The sequence below is a fragment of the Streptomyces sp. NPDC093260 genome (assembly GCF_040683715.1).
Lineage (GTDB): Bacteria > Actinomycetota > Actinomycetes > Streptomycetales > Streptomycetaceae > Streptomyces > Streptomyces sennicomposti.
Genome location: NZ_JBFBEK010000003.1, coordinates 219,007 through 236,901, shown reverse-complemented (window position 1 = coordinate 236,901; position 17,895 = coordinate 219,007). Strand labels below are relative to the sequence as shown.

The 17,895-nt window shown below is 74.6% G+C and carries 13 protein-coding genes and 1 pseudogene; 5 read left to right on the top strand and 9 right to left on the bottom strand.

Translation table 11 applies throughout. From position 1 onward, the window contains the following. Positions 1 to 58 precede the first annotated feature (58 nt). The 4 genes and pseudogenes from AB0N63_RS05295 to AB0N63_RS05280 form a co-directional block, all read right to left on the bottom strand. A complete protein-coding gene (locus AB0N63_RS05295) occupies positions 59 to 628 on the bottom strand; it encodes a hypothetical protein (RefSeq protein WP_365524299.1) in 570 nt (189 codons plus the stop codon). 110 nt (positions 629 to 738) lie between these two features. Further along, positions 739 to 3,324: a bifunctional FO biosynthesis protein CofGH gene (locus AB0N63_RS05290; protein ID WP_365524297.1), complete on the bottom strand. Its 2,586-nt coding sequence runs from the start codon at positions 3,322 to 3,324 to the stop codon at positions 739 to 741. Positions 3,325 to 3,582: 258 nt separating this feature from the next. Continuing rightward, complete coding sequence (locus AB0N63_RS05285) at positions 3,583 to 4,149, bottom strand: protease inhibitor I42 family protein (protein ID WP_365524295.1); 567 nt, start codon at positions 4,147 to 4,149, stop codon at positions 3,583 to 3,585. A 160-nt stretch (positions 4,150 to 4,309) separates the two neighbouring features. Further along, positions 4,310 to 4,441 (bottom strand): annotated as a pseudogene (locus AB0N63_RS05280) (RNA-guided endonuclease TnpB family protein); the annotation flags it as partial. Positions 4,442 to 4,811: 370 nt separating this feature from the next. On the opposite strand from AB0N63_RS05280, the gene AB0N63_RS05275 reads away from it, so the two are divergent. Both AB0N63_RS05275 and AB0N63_RS05270 read left to right on the top strand, forming a co-directional pair. Continuing rightward, positions 4,812 to 7,754 carry a BTAD domain-containing putative transcriptional regulator gene (locus AB0N63_RS05275; protein WP_365524292.1) on the top strand — a complete coding sequence of 981 codons (2,943 nt, stop codon included), beginning with the start codon at positions 4,812 to 4,814 and terminating at the stop codon, positions 7,752 to 7,754. Positions 7,755 to 7,972: 218 nt separating this feature from the next. Next, complete coding sequence (locus tag AB0N63_RS05270) at positions 7,973 to 8,173, top strand: hypothetical protein (protein ID WP_365524290.1); 201 nt, start codon at positions 7,973 to 7,975, stop codon at positions 8,171 to 8,173. Between the two features lie 156 nt (positions 8,174 to 8,329). Here AB0N63_RS05270 and AB0N63_RS05265 read toward each other — a convergent pair whose 3' ends face one another. The 3 genes from AB0N63_RS05265 to AB0N63_RS05255 all read right to left on the bottom strand — a co-directional run bounded on the left by AB0N63_RS05265 (position 8,330) and on the right by AB0N63_RS05255 (position 12,583). After that, complete coding sequence (locus AB0N63_RS05265; protein WP_365524288.1) at positions 8,330 to 8,974, bottom strand: hypothetical protein; 645 nt, start codon at positions 8,972 to 8,974, stop codon at positions 8,330 to 8,332. A gap of 176 nt (positions 8,975 to 9,150) precedes the next feature. Next, positions 9,151 to 11,514: a PQQ-binding-like beta-propeller repeat protein gene (locus tag AB0N63_RS05260; RefSeq protein ID WP_365524285.1), complete on the bottom strand. Its 2,364-nt coding sequence runs from the start codon at positions 11,512 to 11,514 to the stop codon at positions 9,151 to 9,153. Positions 11,515 to 11,851: 337 nt separating this feature from the next. Continuing rightward, positions 11,852 to 12,583, bottom strand: a complete 732-nt coding sequence (locus AB0N63_RS05255) for a VOC family protein (RefSeq protein WP_365524282.1) — start codon at positions 12,581 to 12,583, stop codon at positions 11,852 to 11,854. 134 nt (positions 12,584 to 12,717) lie between these two features. Here AB0N63_RS05255 and AB0N63_RS05250 point away from each other — a divergent pair, with 134 nt between their 5' ends. Both AB0N63_RS05250 and AB0N63_RS05245 read left to right on the top strand, forming a co-directional pair. After that, positions 12,718 to 13,353 carry a TetR family transcriptional regulator gene (locus AB0N63_RS05250; protein WP_365524783.1) on the top strand — a complete coding sequence of 212 codons (636 nt, stop codon included), beginning with the start codon at positions 12,718 to 12,720 and terminating at the stop codon, positions 13,351 to 13,353. A 184-nt stretch (positions 13,354 to 13,537) separates the two neighbouring features. Then, complete coding sequence (locus AB0N63_RS05245) at positions 13,538 to 14,206, top strand: pyridoxal 5'-phosphate synthase (RefSeq protein WP_365524280.1); 669 nt, start codon at positions 13,538 to 13,540, stop codon at positions 14,204 to 14,206. Between the two features lie 324 nt (positions 14,207 to 14,530). Here the strand turns inward: AB0N63_RS05245 and AB0N63_RS05240 are convergent, their stop codons facing one another. After that, positions 14,531 to 15,148, bottom strand: a complete 618-nt coding sequence (locus tag AB0N63_RS05240; protein WP_365524278.1) for a GNAT family N-acetyltransferase — start codon at positions 15,146 to 15,148, stop codon at positions 14,531 to 14,533. A gap of 154 nt (positions 15,149 to 15,302) precedes the next feature. Here AB0N63_RS05240 and AB0N63_RS05235 point away from each other — a divergent pair, with 154 nt between their 5' ends. Then, the gene (locus tag AB0N63_RS05235; protein ID WP_365524276.1) at positions 15,303 to 16,529 is read left to right on the top strand and encodes an NAD(P)/FAD-dependent oxidoreductase; all 1,227 of its coding nucleotides are present in this window, start codon (positions 15,303 to 15,305) and stop codon (positions 16,527 to 16,529) included. 37 nt (positions 16,530 to 16,566) lie between these two features. Here AB0N63_RS05235 and AB0N63_RS05230 read toward each other — a convergent pair whose 3' ends face one another. Continuing rightward, complete coding sequence (locus AB0N63_RS05230; protein WP_365524273.1) at positions 16,567 to 17,880, bottom strand: MFS transporter; 1,314 nt, start codon at positions 17,878 to 17,880, stop codon at positions 16,567 to 16,569. Positions 17,881 to 17,895: the final 15 nt, after the last annotated feature.

Here is a 17,895-nt window from a genome sequence, read left to right as displayed (position 1 = left end):
GGCGAGACGGGGCGGACGCGGCGGACGCCGCTGCGGGGGCGCAGTGGGCGGGCCGCCGCTAGGCGACGACGACCACCCGGGTCCCCTTCTCCGCGAACGTCCACAGCGCCGCGCCGTCGGCCTTGCCCGTGCGGACGCCGCCCGTCTTGACGTCGGGGGCGACCGGCGGCGGGGAGGCGCCGTCCACGGCGTTGCTGAAGGCGATGAAGATGCCCGCCTTGCCGGCGAAGTACATGATGTGCTCGATCTTCGTGCCGTCCGAGCCCGTGGTGGCCGGCACCCGCTGGGAGATCGCGTAGGCGCCCGGGTCCGGGCTGACCGTGCCCGGCCAGACGGTGAAGGTGCGCACCGGCATGCCGCGCACGTCCATCAGCCACACCCGCTTCTGGCCGAGCGAGTAGACCACGCGGCGGCCGGTGCCCGAGTCGGCCGGCGGCTCGGGCGGAGCGCTGGGCCTGGGCGAGGCGGCCGGGCGGTGGGCGCCGGCCGACGCCGACGTGCTCGGGCGGGCGGTCGCCGCCGTGGGCTGCGGGCCGTGGTCGGCCTGGACGGCGAGCACGGCGACCGCCGCCACGGCTCCCACGGTCAGGCCGCTGACCCAGGCCCACGAAGGTATTCGGGCCGGCATGGGCACGCATCTCCTCGGCTGTTCGACCCCTCCTCCGGGGGCCGGATCATCCTACTGCGAGCCGTCCGCGCCCCCGCGTGCCCGACCGGCGGCCGGACGGCCCGCCCCGGCTACTCCAGCACCGGCAGCAGCTCGGGCAGATGGCCGTCGGAGGCCGCCGCCGCGCGCTGCCGCTCCTCGGGCACCTCGCCGTAGAGCGTGGTGCGCGGCTTCGCCGGCCGGCCGGCCGCCGCCGCCACCGCGACGAGGTCCTTGACCGACTTGTACGACCCGTAGGAGGAGCCCGCCATCCGCGAGATCGTCTCCTCCATCAGCGTGCCGCCGAGGTCGTTGGCGCCCGAGCGCAGCATCTCGGCCGCGCCCTCCGTGCCGAGCTTGACCCAGCTGGTCTGGATGTTGGGGATGTGCGGGTGCAGCAGCAGCCGGGCCATCGCGGTGACCGCCCGGTTGTCCCGCACGGTCGGGCCGGGGCGGGCGATGCCGGCCAGGTAGACGGGGGCGTTGGTGTGCACGAACGGCAGGGTGACGAACTCCGTGAAGCCGCCCGTCTCCTGCTGGACGCGGGCCAGGGTGCGGAAGTGGCCGAGCCAGTGCCGGGGCTGGTCGACATGGCCGTACATCATGGTCGAGGACGAGCGGATGCCCAGCTCGTGCGCGGTCGTCACCACCTCGATCCAGGTCGCCGTGGGCAGCTTGCCCTTGGTCAGCACCCAGCGGACCTCGTCGTCCAGGATCTCCGCCGCCGTGCCGGGAATGGTGTCGAGCCCGGCCTCCTTGGCGGCCGTCAGCCACTCGCGGATCGACAGGCCCGTGCGGGTCGCGCCGTTGACCACCTCCATCGGCGAGAAGGCGTGCACGTGCATGCCGGGGACGCGTTCCTTGACGGCCTTCGCGATGTCGAAGTACGCCGTGCCGGGCAGGTCCGGGTGGATGCCGCCCTGCATGCACACTTCGACCGCGCCGACCTCCCACGCCTGCTGCGCCCGGTCGGCGACCTGGTCCAGGGAGAGGGTGTAGGCGTCGGCGTCGGTGCGGCGCTGCGCGAAGGCGCAGAACCGGCAGCCGGTGTAACAGACGTTGGTGAAGTTGATGTTCCGCGTGACGATGTACGTCACGTCGTCGCCCACCGCCGCCCGGCGCACGTCGTCGGCGATCCGGCACAGGGCGTCCAGCGCGGGCCCGTCCGCGTGCAGCAGGGCCAGGGCCTCGGCGTCGGTGAGCTTCGTCGGATCGTCGGCGGCCGTGCGCAGCGCCTGCCGTACGTCCGTGTCGATGCGCTCGGGCGCCATGCCGGGGGCGGCCGCCTCGCGCAGGGCGTCCCAGTCGCCGTAGACCTCGTCGAAGTCGTCGCGCCGGTCGGTGGTGCGGCCCTCGGTGTCGATCGAGGCGTGCAGGTCGGTGCGGCCGGAAGCGGTGAACGCCTCGTCCGGCTCCTGCCACGGGCGGCCCTCCACGACGGCGTCCTCGCGGGCGAGTCCGGTCGCCGGGTCGGCCAGCGCGCGCACGTGCGGCAGCAGCCGCGGGTCCAGCCAGGGTTCGCCGCGGCTGACGAACTCCGGGTAGACGCACAGGCGTTCGCGCAGCTCGAAGCCGGCCGCACGGGACTTCTCGGCGAGGTTGTCGATCTGCGGCCAGGGGCGCTCGGGGTTGACGTGGTCGATGGTGAGCGGGGAGACGCCGCCCCAGTCGTCGATGCCGGCGCCGATGAGCCGTTCGTACTCGCCGTCCACCAGGTTGGGCGGGGCCTGGAGGCAGGCCGAGGGGCCCATGATGTGCCGGGCGACGGCGACCGTGGCGACCAGGTCGTCCAGTTCGGCGTCCGGCATGCCGCGCATCGCCGTGTCCGGCTTGGCGCGGAAGTTCTGGATGATCAGCTCCTGGACGCCGTGGTAGGCGCGGGCGACCTTGCGCAGCGCGAACAGGGACTCGGCGCGCTCCTCGTACGTCTCGCCGATGCCGATGAGGATGCCCGAGGTGAACGGCACGGAGGAACGCCCGGCGTCCTCCAGCACCCTGAGCCGGACGGCGGGTTCCTTGTCCGGGGAGCCGTGGTGGGGGCCGCCCGGCTCGGACCACAGGCGGGTCGCGGTGGTCTCCAGCATCATGCCCATGGAGGGCGCGACGGGCTTGAGCCGCTGGAAGTCGGTCCAGGTCATGACGCCCGGGTTGAGGTGGGGCAGCAGGCCCGTCTCCTCCAGGATGCGGATCGAGACGGCGCGGACGTAGGCGACGGTGTCGTCGTAGCCGTGCGCGTCGAGCCACTCGCGGGCCTCCGGCCAGCGGTCCTCGGGCTTGTCGCCGAGGGTGATCAGGGCTTCCTTGCAGCCGAGTTCGGCGCCCTTGCGGGCGATGTCGAGGACCTCGTCGGGGGACATGAACATCCCGTGGCCGGCGCGGCGGAGCTTGCCGGGGACGGTGACGAAGGTGCAGTAGTGGCACTTGTCGCGGCACAGCCGGGTCAGCGGGATGAACACGCTCTTGGAGTAGGTGATGACACCGGGCCGGCCGGCCGCCTCCAGTCCCGCGTCGCGCACCCGCGCGGCGGAGGCGGCGAGGTCGTCGAGGTGCGCGCCGCGGGCCTGGAGCAGCACCGCGGCCTCGGCGACGTCGAGGGCGACGCCGTCCCGGGCACGTTTGAGCGCGCGACGCAGGGAGTTCTCGGTGGGTCCGGTTCCGGAGGTCGCGGAAGTCGTCATCCTTCGAGCATACGGACGCGGTGATCAAGTCCGGGTCCCGGCGGGTCCCGGCGGCGCGTGTGAGCGGCGTACGGAAGACACGGGGCTCGGCGCCCGCGTCTTGGCGGGCGGCGCACACCTCAGGTCAGTGGCCTGACCGGCCGCGCTCCGGCGACCGGGAGCGGGCCGGGCGGGCGGACGGCCGCCGGTAGCGCGGGCGCGTTCCGGGCACCGGGCCGGTGGCCGCGGCGCTCGGCCGGCGGGACACGGACGCCCGGGTCACTCGACGGTGACGCTGTAGGTGACGCGTCCGGGCTCGGGCGCCGTGGGTGCGGCGCCGCCGGGCGCCGAAGCGGGAGTGCCCGGGGCCGTCGTGGCGGGCGTCGCCGGCGGGGCGGTCGGGCGGCCGCAGGTGTCGTACGTGCAGTGCAGCATCACGATCCGCGTGCTGCCCTTGGCGACGGCCTCGAAGGTGAAGACGCGGTGGCCGCTCGCGCCGGGCTGTGCCTCGCCGACCGAGACGTAGCGGTCGCCGCGGCTGACGACCACCGAGGCATCGGGCCGGGGGTCGGCCACGGACCAGTGCTCGCGGGTGGAGGCGTTGTCGTCGAAGGTGAGCGTGAAGCGCTCGCCGACGCGGGCGCTGATCGCGTGGTCGGCCACCGGGTGGTCGGTCGGCCCGTCGTCGCCGGACGCGCAGCCCGTGGCGAGGGCGAGCAGCGCCGCCCCCGTGGCGACGGCGGCCCTGCCCCGAAAGCCGCTCACGCCGGTGCCGGGCGACCGTCGCTCCACGGCCGTGCCCGGGTCACGGCGGGTGTGGTCGCCGCCCGCGCCCCCAGAGCCCATCCGTCGTCCGTCCCCCGTGCCTCGTCCCGTGCGGACCGGGAGGCTAACACGCGGACGGGACACGGGGGACGGCGACGGCGCGGAGGGAGGGGAAGGGCCCCGAGCGTGGTTTTCGGTCCGGTCAGCTGACGGTCACCCTGCTCCACTCCCGCCGCGGCTGGCACTCGTTCCACGGCCACCGGCACCGGCCCCATGCCGCCTCCAGCCCCGCACGGGCGGTGGCGGACACCCGCAGCCGGTACGTGTACCGGGCACGCCCCACCGCCTTCCCGGCCTCCCGCACCCCCGCCACACCCCCCTGCCCCGTGCTCCGATCCCGGTCAGCCGGCCCCGAACGGCCGACCTGCGCTGACCGTACGTACGAGTCGGGGACACCTGCACACTTCTTCCACCACATCCACCCCAACCGTGAACAGTGGTGAGTGTGTTCGCGTTTGCCCGGCTCCGCCGGGTCGGCGGTCGGGGCGCTCCGCCCCCTGGGAAGCCGGTGCGGCGACGCTCCGCGTCGTCGGCGTGGGATGCGATTCCTCCCCGGCGTGAACGCCGGTGCATCCTCGCAAGAGATCGGTGATCGCCGTCTCGCGGAGCTGACGCATCCGGTGCCAGCAAGGCAAACTGGCCTCTCGATGGTGGTTTGTTCGGCAGGTGGCCAGGGGGCAGCGATGGACGGTGTACCGCGAATGCCTGAGCGGCGGGGGCCCGGAGCACCGGCGCCACTGCGCTTCGGCGTCCTCGGCCCGGTGCGCGCCTGGCGCGGCGAGGAACCGCTGCCCACCGGCTCACCGCAGCAACGCGCCCTGCTGGCCGCCCTGTTGCTGCGCGAGGGCCGCACCGCGACCGCGTCCGAGCTGATCGACGCCCTGTGGGGCGAAGAGCCGCCGCACCAGGCGCTGGCCGCGGTCCGCACCTACGCCTCCCGGCTGCGCAAGGCCCTCGACCCGGACATCCTGGTCAGCGAGTCCGGCGGCTACGCCGTACGCGGCCTCGGCGAGGACGCCCTCGACCTGGCCGCGGCGCAGGCACTCGCGGCGGCGGCCGACAAGGCCCGCGCCGCCGGCGACCTCGGCCGCACCCGGGAGGCGCTGCGCGGCGCGCTCGCCCTGTGGGACGGCGAACCGCTGGCCGGGCTGCCCGGCCCGTACGCCGAGGCGCAGCGCGCCCGCCTGGAGGAGTGGCGGCTCCAACTCCTCGAGGCCCGGCTCGACCTGGACCTCGAACAGGGCTGCCACGCGGAGGCCGTCTCCGAACTCACCGCGCTGACCGCCGCGCACCCGCTGCGCGAGCGGCTGCGCGAACTGCTGATGCTCGCCCTCTACCGCAGCGGCCGCCAGGCCGAGGCCCTCGCGGTCTACGCCGACACCCACCGGCTGCTCGCCGACGAACTCGGCGTGGACCCGCGGCCGGAGCTGCGCGACCTCCAGCAGCGCATCCTCCAGGCCGACCCGGCCCTCGCCGAACCCTCCGCCCCGCCGCCCGAACCGACGGCCGCTCCGGTGCGCCCCGCGCAACTCCCGGCGACGGTCCCCGACTTCACCGGCCGTGCCGCGTTCGTCGTCGAGCTGAGCGAGGTGCTGGCGTCGGCGGACGGCCGGGTGATGGCGGTCTCCGCGCTGGCCGGTATCGGCGGCGTCGGCAAGACCACGCTCGCCGTGCACGTCGCCCACCAGGCGCGATCGGCCTTCCCCGACGGCCAGCTCTACGTCGACCTCCAGGGCGCCGGCTCCCGCGCCGCCGAACCGGAGACCGTCCTCGGCTCCTTCCTGCGCGCCCTCGGCACCGCCGACTCGGCGATCCCGGACTCCCTGGAGGAACGCGCGGCGCTGTACCGGTCGGTGCTGGACGGCCGCCGGGTGCTCGTGCTGCTGGACAACGCCCGGGACGCCGCGCAGGTCAGGCCGCTGCTGCCGGGCACGGAGGGCTGCGCGGCCCTGGTCACCTCCCGGGTGCGGATGGTGGACCTCGCCGGGGCGCACCTGGTGGACCTGGACGTGATGAGCCCGGAGGAGGCGCTGTCCCTCTTCACCAAGATCGTGGGCGAGGAGCGGGTCTCCTCGGAGCGCGAGGCCGCCCTCGACGTGGTGGCCGCCTGCGGCTTCCTCCCGCTGGCCATCCGCATCGCCGCCTCCCGGCTCGCCTCCCGCCGCACCTGGACGGTGTCGGTGCTGGCTGCGAAGCTCGCCGACGAGCGGCGGCGGCTGGACGAGCTGCAGGCGGGCGACCTCGCGGTCAAGGCCACCTTCGAACTCGGCTACGGCCAGCTGGAACCGGCCCAGGCCCGCGCCTTCCGCCTGCTCGGCCTGGCCGACGGCCCCGACATCTCCCTGGCCGCGGCCGCCGCCGTACTGGACCTCCCGGTGGAGGACACCGAGGACCTGCTGGAGTCCCTGGTCGACACCTCACTGCTGGAGTCCGCCGCCCCCGGCCGCTACCGCTTCCACGACCTGGTCCGCCTCTACGCGCGCGCCTGCGCCGAACGCGACGAACATCCGCCGAGCGAACGTGACGCGGCGGTGTCGCGGCTGCTGGACTTCTATCTGGCGACGGCGGCCGGGGTGTACGCGATCGAGCGGCCGGGCGACCGGCTGGTGGACCACCTCCAGCCGACGCGGACGCCGGGTCTGGCGTTCGCGGACCGGCAGGCCGCCTGGGACTGGCTGTACTCGGAGGCCGTGCCGCTGCTCGCCTGCGCCCGCCAGGCGGCGCGGCACGCCACGCTGCGGCGGGCGGTCGACCTCCTGTGGGCGTCCGTGGACCTGGCGGAGTCCGGCGCCCACGCCAAGGAGTACGAGGCGGTCGCCACGGCGCTGCGCGAGGCGGCGCACGCGGCCGGCGACGTGCGCACCGAGGGCCGTGCCTCGGTCGTCCTCAGCAACGCCCGCCTGTTCTCGGGGGCGTTCGAACCGGCCCGCCGCGAGGCGCAGGAGGCGTTCCAGCTCGCCGAGGCGGCCGACGACCCGCTGCCCTCCTGCTGGGCGGCGAACATCCTCGGCAGCATCGCCTTCTACCAGAACCGCCACACGGACGCCGAGACGTACTTCAGCCAGGCCATCGAGAAGTTCCGCGACTGCGGCGACGTCGCGGGCTCGGCCAGCCCCCTGTGCAATCTCTCGCGCCTGCACCTCGCCACCGGGCGGGCGGACACCGCCGTCGCCCTCGCCCGTCAGGGCACCGACATCTACCAGACCCTCGGCCACACCCTGCGGGTGGCGAACGGGCGTTACGCGCTGGGCATGGCGCTCGGCAAGACCGGGGACCACGACGCCGCCGCCGAGCAACTCACCGAGGCGCTGCGGATCTTCCAAGCCAGCCGGCAGCGGCTGTGGGAGGGCATGACGCTCTGCCGGCTCGCCGAGGTCGACATCGCGGCCCGCCGGCCGGCCCCGGCCGCGACCAACGCCGAACTGGCCCTCACCGTGCTGCGCGGCATCGGCGGCGAGTGGCGCCGCGGTCATGTGCTGACCGTGCTGGGCAAGGCCCTCGACGGTATCGGCCATTCCGGCCGGGCACAGGTGTGCTGGCGTGAAGCCCTGGTCATCTACGAGAAGTTGGGCTCCCCGGAGGCCGCGGAGGTCAGCGGGCTCCTCACTCCGGTGACGGCGGCCTGAGGGGCGGCCGGCCCGCCGGGCGTTCATCATTCGTTTATCGCCTCACGTCATGCTCGACGTGTCGATCCGTCGCGTCGGGGGGCGGACGGACCGCCGGTGAGGGCCATCGCACCGCGGACTAGGGTGGGCGGCCCGAGCGGCCCACCCGGGCACCCTCGGGGGAGTGACCGGGTGGGCCCTCACAGTTCCGAATGGATCCGCCAAGGGGAGACAGCACCATGAGCGACACCCAGAACGACCCAATCGTCAAGCCGGACAACACCCACGTCACCGACGCTCCGGCGGGCGAGGACATCCAGCCGCTGAACACGCACGTGACCAGCAGCCCGATCAAGCCGCTGAACACCCACGTCACCGACGTCGACGACAGCGGCGAGACCAAGCCGGACAACACGCACGTGACGTCCGAGCCCAGCTAGGACTTCCACCGGGCGGGGGACCGCCCCCGGGGGGGACCGACCGGGGGGGGACCGGCCGCGGCGGCGCCGAGGGGGAGCCGCCGCGGCCGAGGCGTGTCCGGACCCCGATCAGCTACGCGCCCGCTTCCCGCGGGCGCGTACGCGTGTGGCGCGCCGTCAGTCGCCGAGCGGCGGGGCTGTCGGGTCCGGGGCGCAGTGGTCCACCTCGTGGATCAGGCCGTCGTCCTTGACGGCGCCGTCGTCCAGCGGGACGCGGACCTGTGCCGTGCCGCCGGCCGGGACGGTGACCTCGGCCGACCTGTAGGCGACCGACTCGTCCTCGGCGTCCTGGAATTCCACGAAGGCGGTGAACCTCGCGCCGGCGCCGTTGGGGTTGCTGACCTCGACGGTGGCGTACGGCGCCTTCTGCGTCGCGCAGCTCACCAGCCTCACCTTGCCGGCGGCCAGGTCGCCGCCGCCCGGCGTGCCGGAGGCCGAGGGCGTGGAGCGGTGCGCGGGGCGGCGGTTGGAGGAGCCGTCGCTGGAACCGCCGCTCGTGCCGTAGCCGTCCTCGTCGTCGGCGCTGCCGTAGGTGTCGTCGGTGTCGTCGTACGCACTGCCGCCGCCCGACGAGGACGACGACGTGCTGTCGTGGTCCTGGTGCGAGCTGGAGCAGCCTCCGCCGCTCCCGCCGTGACCGTGGCCGTGGCCCCGGGAGAAGCCGGTCAGCGCCAGCACCGTCGCCGCCAGCACCGCCGCCAGCCGGAGACCGCGTCCCCGGCCCCGAGTTCCGCGTGCTTTCCGCGCTCCCCGTATACGCATGGCGGTCACCCTATCGACTGCCCGGCAGTCGGGTGGCGGAGGTCGCGCACTCAACGTAGTTTGATGAGTGCGCACGGTGAAGCGGTGCGGCCGCTCACCCGCGACGACGGCCGTCGTCCGAGTCCAGCCCTTCCGTGCATCCCGTGCGACGGCCGTCACCAGCCGGCGGCGCCTTCCTACGTGGTGCGGGCCGTGCCCGTGCCCTTCTCCGCGTCCAGCGCGTACACGCAGCGGTCCTTGCTGCACGCGTAGACGACGCCGTCGCGCACCACCGGGGAGCCGGTGATCTCACCGCCGGTGGCGAGCTTCCAGCGCAGCCGGCCGTCGTCGGCCTTCAGCGTGTACAGCAGGTGGTCCGTGGAGCCGAAGTGGATGCGGCCCTCGGCCACCGCCGGGGAGCCGACGATCTCGCCGCCGGACTGGAAGCGCCACTTGGGCGTCCCGGTCACCGCGTCCAGCGTGTACAGGCCCTTGCCGCTGCCGACGTGCACATGGCCGGCCGCCACCAGCACCGGGTCGATCGCGGACCGCGCCTCGGTGGCGATGCGCCAGCGGTCGCGGCCGTCGGTGGCGTCGAGGGCGTAGACCGTGCCGAGGTAGTCGGCGAGGTAGACGCCGCCACCGGTGACCGCGGGGCCGGGGGCGAAGGCCGGAGGGCACAGGAACACCGCGGGCGCCTCGAAGTGCCAGCGCACATGCCCGCCGGCCACGTCGAGGGCGACGACGCGGGTGCCGGCGCAGACGTAGACGTAACCGTCGGGGGCGGGGGTGACGCGGACCGGGACGCCGCCGCAGGAGGCCGCGTCGCCGATGGGGTACGACCAGCGCTCCTCGCCGGTGCGGGCCTCCAGGGCGCGCAGCCGGGCGTCCTGCCAGACGTAGACCGTGCCGTCGTGGAGGACGGGGCCGGCCTCGGGGGTCTCGAAGTCGCTCTGGCAGCCGGTGATCTCCCACAGCTTCTGCCCGCCGGCCGCTTCCCAGCCCTGGACGCCGCCGCCGCGGGTGCCGGTGACGACGGTGCCCCGGTCGGCCTTGAGCGTGTACACCCAGGCGTCGGTCGGCAACCGCCACAGATCGGCGCCCTCGCGGGCGTCCAGCGCGAACAGGGTGGGGCCGTCGGAGGCGTGGACGCGGCCGTCGGCGACCGCCATCGACCAGGCCACGTCACGGGTCTTGAAACGGCGGCGGCCGGTGGCCACGTCCAGGGCGTGCACCTCGAAGGAGGTGACGTAGACGAGGTCGCCGGCGACGGCGGGGGTGCCCCAGACGTCGTTGGACATGCGGAAGCGCCAGGGGCGCCAGCCGGGCGCGGTCTCCGGCGGCACGGCGGGCGCGGCCGGCACGCCGGGCATGGGCGCGACGGCGGAGGCGACCGGGTCGGCGCCGGGGCGGGGCTTGGACCAGGAGGCGGCGAGGCCCGCCTCCGGCGGGGGCGCCTTCACGGCGGCGGCGCGGGCGTCGGCGACGCGCGGCCCCGGCCCGATCGGCACCCGGGCGCCGGCCAGCTGCACCGGCCCGGGGTCGGGCGCGCCCACCGGGACGGGCGGGTGGTGCGGGGCGGGGACGACCGGGTCGTGCGAGGGCGGCGGCGGCACGTGCGGGCGGCCCCCGCCCCGCGGGCCGGGCGAGGTGGGCGGCGGGGTGGGGCGGCCGCCGCGACGGGACTCGATCAGGCCGACCGCCGGTTCGGGCAGCCAGGCGGAGGCCGTGCCGCTGTCGTCGGAGCCGGAGCCGAAGAGGTGGGGGGCGAGCTGGGCCTGGAGGTCGGCGGGGGTGGGGCGGGCGGTGGCGTCCATCTGCATGCAGGACTCGATCAGCGGGCGCAGCTCGTCCGGGAGCCCTTCGAGGTCCGGCCCCTCACGCAGGAGCATGAAGACGGTCTCGACCGGGTTGGCGCCGTGGAAGGGGGCGTGTCCGGTGGCGGCGAAGACGAGGGTGGAGCCGAGCGAGAAGACGTCGCTGGCGCCGGTGACGCTGCGGGAGTCCTTGGCCTGCTCGGGCGACATGTAGGCGGGGGTGCCGACGGCGACGTTCGTCATCGTCAAACGGGTGTTCGAGACGCCGGAGGCGATGCCGAAGTCGATCACCCGCGGCCCGTCCTCCACCACGAGGACGTTGGACGGCTTCAGATCGCGGTGGACCAGCCCGGCGCCGTGGATGGACTGGAGCGCCTCGGCGATCCCGGCCGCCAGCCAGCGCACCGCCTGCGCCGGCAGCGGCCCGCACTCGGTCACTATCTCCTCGAGGGAGGGGGCGGGGACGTAGGCGGTGGCGAGCCAGGGGACGGCGGCGCGCGGGTCGGCGTCCACGACCGCGGCCGTGTAGAAGCCGGAGACCGCCCGCGCGGCCTCGACCTCGCGCGTGAAGCGGACCCGGAAGAGCTGGTCCTCGGCCAGCTCGGTGCGGACGGTCTTGATCGCCACGCGCCGGCCGGACGCCGAGCGCGCGAGATAGACGAGCCCCATGCCGCCGGCGCCCAGCCGTCCCAGCACCTCGAACGGCCCGATCCGCCGCGGATCGTGCTGCGTCAGCTGATCCACTTGCCTGCCACCTCCCCGTACGAGCCGCGTCACCACCTGTGTACGCGGCCCCCGTGCAGCGTCTCACCCACCGCACCGCCATGGCGGCACGCACCCCGATTCTTCCTGGCCGCGGCACTGGTTGCGAACCCGCCGACGAATCGGGATGTCCCGCCGCAATTCTCCGCCAAAGCGGTGCTTTCCAGCCGGACCGCGTGCCGAATTCACCTTTCCGGTACGACCGGGCGCCGTCGTTCCGGTACGGCGGGGTCCCGGCCTTCCGGTACGGCGGCGCCGGCGCCCGTGCGGTACGGCCGGGTCCGCGCCCCCTGCGGTACGGCTCCGGGGCCGCGCCGCCTCACCTCTCCAGTACGGCGAAGGACGCCCCCTGATTGTCCACGACGACGCCGACGGTGCCGTAGGAGGTCTCGAAGGGCGGCACCTGCACCCGCCCGCCCAGCGCGACCGCCGCGTCCAGCGCCTCGCCGGCCCGCTCGACCCGGAAGTGGACGAGGAAGTGGGGCGGCATCTCGGCCGGGAACACCTCGGAGACGGGGGCGCGGCCGAAGTCGGGGCGGGCGCCGGGACCGAAGAGGGCGTCGTGGAAGAGGGAACCGTAGAAGGCGTTCGCGGCCTCGGTGTCGCGGGTGTAGAGCTGCGCCCAGGCGAAGGCGCCGGGCTCGTGGCGGCGGCCGAAGCCCGCGCGGCCGGCCGGCTGCCACAGGCCGAAGACGGCTCCCTCCGGGTCGGCGGCCAGGACGGCCGTGCCGAGCCCGCCCAGGGCCGCCGCCGGGGCGACGATCCGCCCGCCCCCGGCGACGATCCGCCCGGCCAGCGCCTCGGGGTCCGGGGCGGCGAAGTACACCGTCCACACGGTGGGCATCCGGCCGTCCGTCTTCGGCGTGAGCGCGGCCACCGGCTCGCCGTCCAGCCGGGCCAGCACGGAGCGGCCGAACGCCGCCTGGCCGTCCTCGAAATCCCACCCGAAGAGCTGACCGTAGAAGCGCTTGCCCGCCGCCACGTCGGGGAGCTGCGCGTCCACCCAGCACGGGACGCCTTCGGTGTACGCGGATGCCCTGTTTTCGGCCATGCCGTCAAAGTAACCGGCTCCCTCGCAGCCCGCAGACCAGGCACACCAGCCCCGATCGGCCCCCGCACCCCATTTGCAGTCGGCCGAATCGCGCTCCCACCCCCCCTCGGTAAGCTGACGACATGACAGGACAAGTGCGTACCGTCGACGGCCGCGTGGCCGGGCGGCGTGGGCAGGCGACTCGGCAGAAGCTGCTCGACTGCCTCAGCGACATGCTCAGCTCTTCTCCCTACCGGGACGTCAAAGTCATCGACGTCGCCCGCAAGGCGGGCACTTCGCCCGCGACCTTCTACCAGTACTTCCCGGACGTCGAGGGCGCCGTCCTGGAGATCGCCGAGCAAATGGCGTCCGAGAGCGCCGATTTGACCGGCCTGGTGCGGGACCGCTCCTGGGTCGGCAAGGCCGGGTGGCAGACGGCACAGGAACTCGTGGACGGATTCCTGGAGTTCTGGCGGCGCAACGACGCGATCCTGCGCGTCGTGGACCTCGGGGCCGCCGAGGGCGACAAGCGCTTCTACAAGCTGCGGATGAAGATCCTGAACTCCGTGAACAGTTCCCTCGCGGATTCGGTTGCCGAACTCCAGTCCAAGGGCAAGGTCGACAAGGACGTGAACCCGGCCGCGATCGCCGGTTCCCTCGTCGCGATGCTCGCCGCGGTCGCCTCACACCAGAAGGCCTTCTCCTCCTGGGGCGTGAAGCAGGCCGAACTCAAGCCGAACCTCGCCCTGTTGGTGCACCTGGGCATGACCGGCAAGAAGCCGAGCAGATAACCGGCAGCCGGTACGGCGCCGGTCCTCCCCGGCCACAAGTCCTGTCAGACAGGCGGCGGTCCACCCGAGTGGACCGCCGCCTGTCGCGTTGTACGGCGCCATGGGGTACGGCACCCGGGGCGCGGCAACACGAGGTACGGCCTCCCGCGCGGCCGGGGGCCGCCCCGGCACCGATACTCGGGGCATGGAAACGGATCTCCAGGAGCTGCTGAAGTCGCTGCGGGTGTGGGACCCGGAGGTCACCACGCTGCCCGCCCTCGACCCCGCCGCCGCCCCCGACGCGCCCCTTCCCCTCTTCGCCGCGTGGTTCGCCGAGGCCGCCGCGGCCGGTGAGCGCGAGCCGCACACGATGTCGCTGGCGACGGCCGACGAGGAGGGTCACCCGGACGTCCGCATCGTGGTGCTGCACGGCGCCGACGAGGCCGGCTGGGCCTTCGCCACCCACGCCGACAGCCGCAAGGGACGGCAGCTGGCCGCCCGCCCGCACGCGGCCCTCGCCTTCTACTGGCCGGTGCTCGGCCGCCAGGTCCGGGTCCGCGGCCCGGTCGCCACCGCCCCGTCCGAGCAGGCGCGGGCGGATCTGCGGATGCGGTCCACCGGTGCCCTCGCCGCCGCCCTCACCGGCCGTCAGAGCCAGGTCCTCGGCTCGCTGGAGGAACTGGCCGAGACATCGGAGGCGGCCTGGGAGCGGGCCGGTGCTGAACCGGACGCCGAGGCGCCGACCTGGACGCTGTACCGCCTGCGGCCCACCGAGGCCGAGTTCTTCCAGGGCGACGCCCGCCGCCGCCACGTACGGCTGCGCTACCGGCGGGACGAGGGCGATGCCTGGACCCGGGAGCTGCTGTGGCCGTGAGGCCCCGCCGCACCTGCCCGGGCCGCCGCTCCTCGGGTCCGCCCGGTCCGCCCGCTCTCCCGCCCGTCCGCCCGCCGGCTCACCCGAACGCGTACCGGGCGAGGTCCGTCAGCGGGCGGCAGCCGAGGCGCTGGCAGAGGCCGTCGCCGGCCGGGGTGGCGAGGTCGGTGAAGAGCAGGTCCTCCGCCGCCCCGCGTCCTCGCGCGGTCCCCGAGTCGCGCCTGGTCCCTTGACCCCCGTCCGGCCACCCGCCCGGGGCCGGCCCTCGGCCCGTGCCCGGTTCCCGGCCCGCGTCCGGCCACCGGCCCCCGTACGCGGTTCCGGCTACCGGGCTGCGGCCTCGTCCTGCTCCGGCTCCGGGTCCGTCGTCAGCCGGGCGTGCAGGTGGCAGTCGCGGAAGGCGTCGTGGCGGGCCTCCTCCCACATCGCACCGCGCTGGGTCCCCTCGTAGCGGTATCCGCACCGCTCGGCGACGCGGCAGGACGCCTCGTGGCCGAGGGCGTGGCCCAACTCGATGCGGTGCAATGCGAGTTCTTCGAACGCCCAGCGGGTGGCGAGCTTCAGCGCCCGGGTGGCGACGCCGTGGCCGCGCGCCTCGGGCAGGACCCAGTAGCCGATCCGCCCGCACCGCATGGTGCGGCTGACGACGTGGACGCCGACATGCCCCAGGATCACGCCGGTCTCCTCGTCCGTCACGCACAGGGGCATGCCCGTGCCGTCGGCGGCCTCCGCGACGTGGGAGGAGAGGGACTCGCGGGCGTCGGCGAGATCGCGTTCCATGATCAGCGGCGTGTTCCAGCGCCGGAACTCCGGGTCGGAGCGCCCGCGCAGCCAGGTGCGCACGTCGTCCTCGGAGTGCCGGTCCCACAGGCGCAGCCGGAGTCCGTGCCCCCGCAGGTCGAGGGTGCTCCGGGCGAAGGACTGCTCACGTATGTCGGCCATCGGGTCATTGTGGCCGAGACCCGTCACGACCACGGAGGCACGGGGCGCCGAAGTGGTGGGCGCGGTACGGCCCGTGGTCACATGTGATCAATCCGCAACCAATTCCGGTCTTGACCGAGACCCATCAACCGGGTGCGTGAATACGCTCCCCCTCATGGCCGACTCCACCCCCACCACCCGGACCGCTCCGCCCGCCCCCTTCGCGCCGGAGCACGCCGACCGCCCCGTCTACGTCGTCGGCGGAGGCCCCGGCGGGCTGGCCGCCGCGTACGCCCTGCGCGCGCGGGGCGTACGCGCCGTCGTACTGGAGAAGTCCGACCGGGTGGGAGCGTCCTGGCGCGGGCACTACGACCGGCTCCGTCTGCACACCACCCGCCGCCTGTCCGCGCTGCCCGGACTGCCGATACCCCGCCGGTTCGGCCGTTGGGTGGCGCGCGACGACCTGGTGCGCTACCTGGAGAAGTACGCCGAGCACCATGAGCTGGAGGTCGTGACCGGCGTCGAGGTCTCCCGGATCGAACGCGCCCCGGACGGCACCGGCTGGCTGCTGCGCGCCACCGGCGGCCGGGAGCTGACCGGCGGCGCGGTGGTCGTCGCCACCGGCCACAACCACACTCCGCACCTGCCCGACTGGCCCGGCCGTACGGAGTACACCGGCGAGCTGCTGCACGCGTCCGCCTACCGCAGCCCCGCCCCGTACGCCGGCCGGGACGTCCTCGTCGTGGGCGCCGGCAACACCGGCGCGGAGATAGCCGTCGATCTGGTGGAGGGCGGCGCCCGGCGCGTACGGCTGGCCGTGCGCACCGTCCCGCACATCGTGCGCCGGTCGACCGCCGGATGGGCCGCGCAGTACACGGGCGTGCTGTGCCGGCGGCTGCCGGTCGCCCTGGTCGACCGGCTGGCCCGGCCGCTGGCGCGGCTGAGCGTGCCGGACCTGTCGGCGCACGGGCTGCCCCGCCCGGACACCGGCCTGTACTCGCGGGTGCGGCAGGGGGCGATCCCGGTCCAGGACGTCGGACTGATCGACGCCGTACGCACCGGCCGCGTGGAGGTGGTCGCCGCCGTCGAGGCCTTGGAGGGCGGCGAGGTCGTCCTCGCCGACGGCTCCCGGATCGAGCCGGACGCCGTGATCGCGGCGACCGGCTACACCCGCGGCCTCACCGACCTGGTCGGCCATCTCGGGGTGCTGGACGGCCGCGGCCGCCCGGTCGTGCACGGCCCCCGCACCCCCGCCGACGCGCCCGGTCTCTACTTCACCGGCTTCACCAACCCCGTCAGCGGCATGCTCCGCGAGCTGGCGATCGACGCGGAACGCATCGCACGGGCCGTCGCCCGACGCCACGCGAACGCCCGCACCGGCCTGCCGGGGCAGCCGTCCTGACGGCCCGGCGCCGGGCGGAGCGGGCGGCCCCGGCCCGTCACCCCGCGTACGCCGCCGCGGCGGCCGGCCGGCGCCGGATCACCAGCGCCATCAGCGCCGCCGCCGCGCACAGCGCGCCCGAGGCGTACCAGACCGTGTCGTAGGAGCCGAAGGCGTCCCGCGCCACGCCGCCGAGATAGGCGACGAGGGCGGCGCCGACCTGGTGGGAGGCGAGCACCCAGCCGAACACGATCGCGCTGTCCTCGCCGTACTGCTCCCGGCACAGGGCGAGGGTGGGCGGCACGGTGGCGACCCAGTCGAGGCCGTAGAAGACGATGAAGAAGATCATCGGCGGGTGGACGCTCGGCGCCAGCAGCATCGGCAGGAACAGCAGGGCGACGCCGCGCAGCGCGTAGTACACGGCGAGCAGCCGGCGCGGTTCGAAGCGGTCGGTGAACCAGCCCGAGGCGATCGTCCCGACCACGTCGAAGACGCCGATGACCGCGAGCAGCGAGGCGGCGGCCGTGACGGGCATGCCGTGGTCGTGGGCGGCGGGCACGAAGTGGGTCTGGACCAGGCCGTTGGTGGACGCCCCGCAGATCGCGAAGGTGCCGGCCAGCAGCCAGAAGGGCCCGGTGCGCACCGCCGAGGACAGCACGGTCAGGGTCCGCCGCGCCGCGCCCCGCACGGGCCCCGGCCTGGGCACGAACTCCGTCGCCCCGTACGGCCGTACGCCCACGTCGGCGGGGTGGTCGCGCAGCAGCAGCCAGACGAAGGGGACGACGGCGAGGGCCGCGAGCGCCACCGTGACGGCCGCCGGACGCCACCCGTGCGGGGACTGGACGATCCAGGACAGCACCGGCAGGAAGATCAGCTGACCGGAGGCGGAGGCGGCGGTGAGGATGCCGGTGACCAGGCCGCGCCGCTCGGTGAACCAGCGGTTGGTGACCGTGGCCGCGAAGGCCAGCGCCATCGAGCCCGAGCCGAGGCCGACCAGCAGGCCCCAGCACAGCCACAGCTGCCAGGCGGCGGTCATCCACACGGTCAGACCCGAGCCGACCGCTATCACGGTGAGCGCGACGGCGACCACCTTGCGGATGCCGAACCGGTCCATCAGCGCGGCGGCGAACGGCGCGGTCAGCCCGTACAGGGCGAGGTTGATCGAGACCGCGGCGCCGATCGTGCCGCGCGACCAGCCGAACTCCGCGTGCAGCGGGTCGATGAGCAGGCCGGGCAGGGAACGGAAGGCCGCCGCGCCGATGATCGTGACGAAGGTGACGGCGGCGACGAACCAGGCACGGTGCACCGTGAGGCGGCGGCGCCGGAGCGGTTCTTCCGCGACGTCGAGTGCGGGTTCGGTTGTCTGGGTCACGCCATCGAGCTTCCG

Coding starts and splice junctions, on each gene's coding strand:
- AB0N63_RS05270 (WP_365524290.1), top strand. CDS start 7,973: ATGAGCGACACCCAGAACGACCCAATCGTCAAGCCGGACAACACCCAC.
- AB0N63_RS05285 (WP_365524295.1), bottom strand. CDS start 4,149: ATGGGCTCTGGGGGCGCGGGCGGCGACCACACCCGCCGTGACCCGGGC.
- AB0N63_RS05245 (WP_365524280.1), top strand. CDS start 13,538: ATGGAAACGGATCTCCAGGAGCTGCTGAAGTCGCTGCGGGTGTGGGAC.
- AB0N63_RS05275 (WP_365524292.1), top strand. CDS start 4,812: ATGGACGGTGTACCGCGAATGCCTGAGCGGCGGGGGCCCGGAGCACCG.
- AB0N63_RS05295 (WP_365524299.1), bottom strand. CDS start 628: ATGCCGGCCCGAATACCTTCGTGGGCCTGGGTCAGCGGCCTGACCGTG.
- AB0N63_RS05255 (WP_365524282.1), bottom strand. CDS start 12,583: ATGGCCGAAAACAGGGCATCCGCGTACACCGAAGGCGTCCCGTGCTGG.
- AB0N63_RS05235 (WP_365524276.1), top strand. CDS start 15,303: ATGGCCGACTCCACCCCCACCACCCGGACCGCTCCGCCCGCCCCCTTC.
- AB0N63_RS05240 (WP_365524278.1), bottom strand. CDS start 15,148: ATGGCCGACATACGTGAGCAGTCCTTCGCCCGGAGCACCCTCGACCTG.
- AB0N63_RS05265 (WP_365524288.1), bottom strand. CDS start 8,974: ATGCGTATACGGGGAGCGCGGAAAGCACGCGGAACTCGGGGCCGGGGA.
- AB0N63_RS05290 (WP_365524297.1), bottom strand. CDS start 3,324: ATGACGACTTCCGCGACCTCCGGAACCGGACCCACCGAGAACTCCCTG.